Below are 1,373 nucleotides of genomic sequence, written 5' to 3'. Positions count from 1 at the left end.
GACGGCGACGGGGTCGGCGACCTCAAGGGCCTCACCGCCAAACTGGACTATCTGCAGTGGCTGGGCGTGGACTGCCTGTGGCTCCCGCCGTTCTTCAAGTCCCCGCTGCGCGACGGCGGCTACGACGTCTCCGACTACACCGCCGTCCTGCCCGAGTTCGGTGACCTGGCCGACTTCGTGGAGTTCGTCGACGCGGCCCACCAGCGCGGCATGCGGGTGATCATCGACTTCGTCATGAACCACACCAGCGACCAGCACCCGTGGTTCCAGGAGTCCCGCAACGACCCGGACGGCCCCTACGGCGACTACTACGTCTGGGCCGACGACGACAAGCAGTACCAGGACGCCAGGATCATCTTCGTCGACACCGAGGCCTCCAACTGGACCTTCGACCCCGTCCGCAAGCAGTACTTCTGGCACCGCTTCTTCTCCCACCAGCCGGACCTCAACTACGAGAACCCGGCCGTGCAGGAGGAGATGATCTCCGCCCTGCGCTTCTGGCTCGACCTCGGCATCGACGGCTTCCGGCTGGACGCCGTGCCGTACCTCTACCAGGAGGAGGGAACCAACTGCGAAAACCTTCCGGCAACGCATGAGTTCCTGAAGCGGGTGCGCAAGGAGATCGACGCCCACTACCCGGACACGGTGCTGCTGGCCGAGGCGAACCAGTGGCCGGAGGACGTGGTCGACTACTTCGGCGACTACCGCTCCGGCGGCGACGAGTGCCACATGGCGTTCCACTTCCCCGTCATGCCGCGCATCTTCATGGCCGTGCGCCGCGAGTCCCGCTACCCCGTCTCCGAGATCCTCGCCAAGACCCCCGCGATCCCCTCGGGCTGCCAGTGGGGCATCTTCCTGCGCAACCACGACGAGCTCACGCTCGAGATGGTCACCGACGAAGAGCGCGACTACATGTACGCGGAGTACGCCAAGGACCCGCGGATGCGCGCCAACATCGGCATCCGCCGCCGGCTGGCCCCGCTGCTGGACAACGACCGCAACCAGATCGAGCTCTTCACCGCGCTGCTGCTGTCCCTGCCCGGCTCCCCGATCCTCTACTACGGCGACGAGATCGGCATGGGCGACAACATCTGGCTCGGCGACCGCGACGCGGTGCGCACCCCGATGCAGTGGACCCCCGACCGCAACGCCGGCTTCTCCTCCTGCGACCCCGGCCGCCTCTACCTGCCCACCATCATGGACCCGGTCTACGGCTACCAGGTCACCAACGTCGAGGCGTCGATGTCCTCGCCCTCCTCGCTGCTGCACTGGACCCGCCGCATGATCGAGATCCGCAAGCAGAACCCCGCCTTCGGCCTCGGCTCCTACACCGAACTGTCCTCCTCCAACCCCGCCGTCCTCGCCTTCCTGCG

1 protein-coding gene is annotated in these 1,373 nt (G+C 66.9%); it reads left to right on the top strand.

From position 1 onward, the window contains the following. A partial coding sequence (treS, locus tag IEZ04_RS34250) for a maltose alpha-D-glucosyltransferase (protein ID WP_189220905.1) occupies positions 1-1,373 on the top strand: 1,373 nt, incomplete at both ends.

The organism is Streptomyces ruber, from assembly GCF_014648075.1.
GTDB lineage: Bacteria > Actinomycetota > Actinomycetes > Streptomycetales > Streptomycetaceae > Streptomyces > Streptomyces ruber.
The sequence above is the reverse complement of the archived record's forward strand: the minus strand, read 5'-3'. Positions and strand labels throughout refer to the sequence as shown.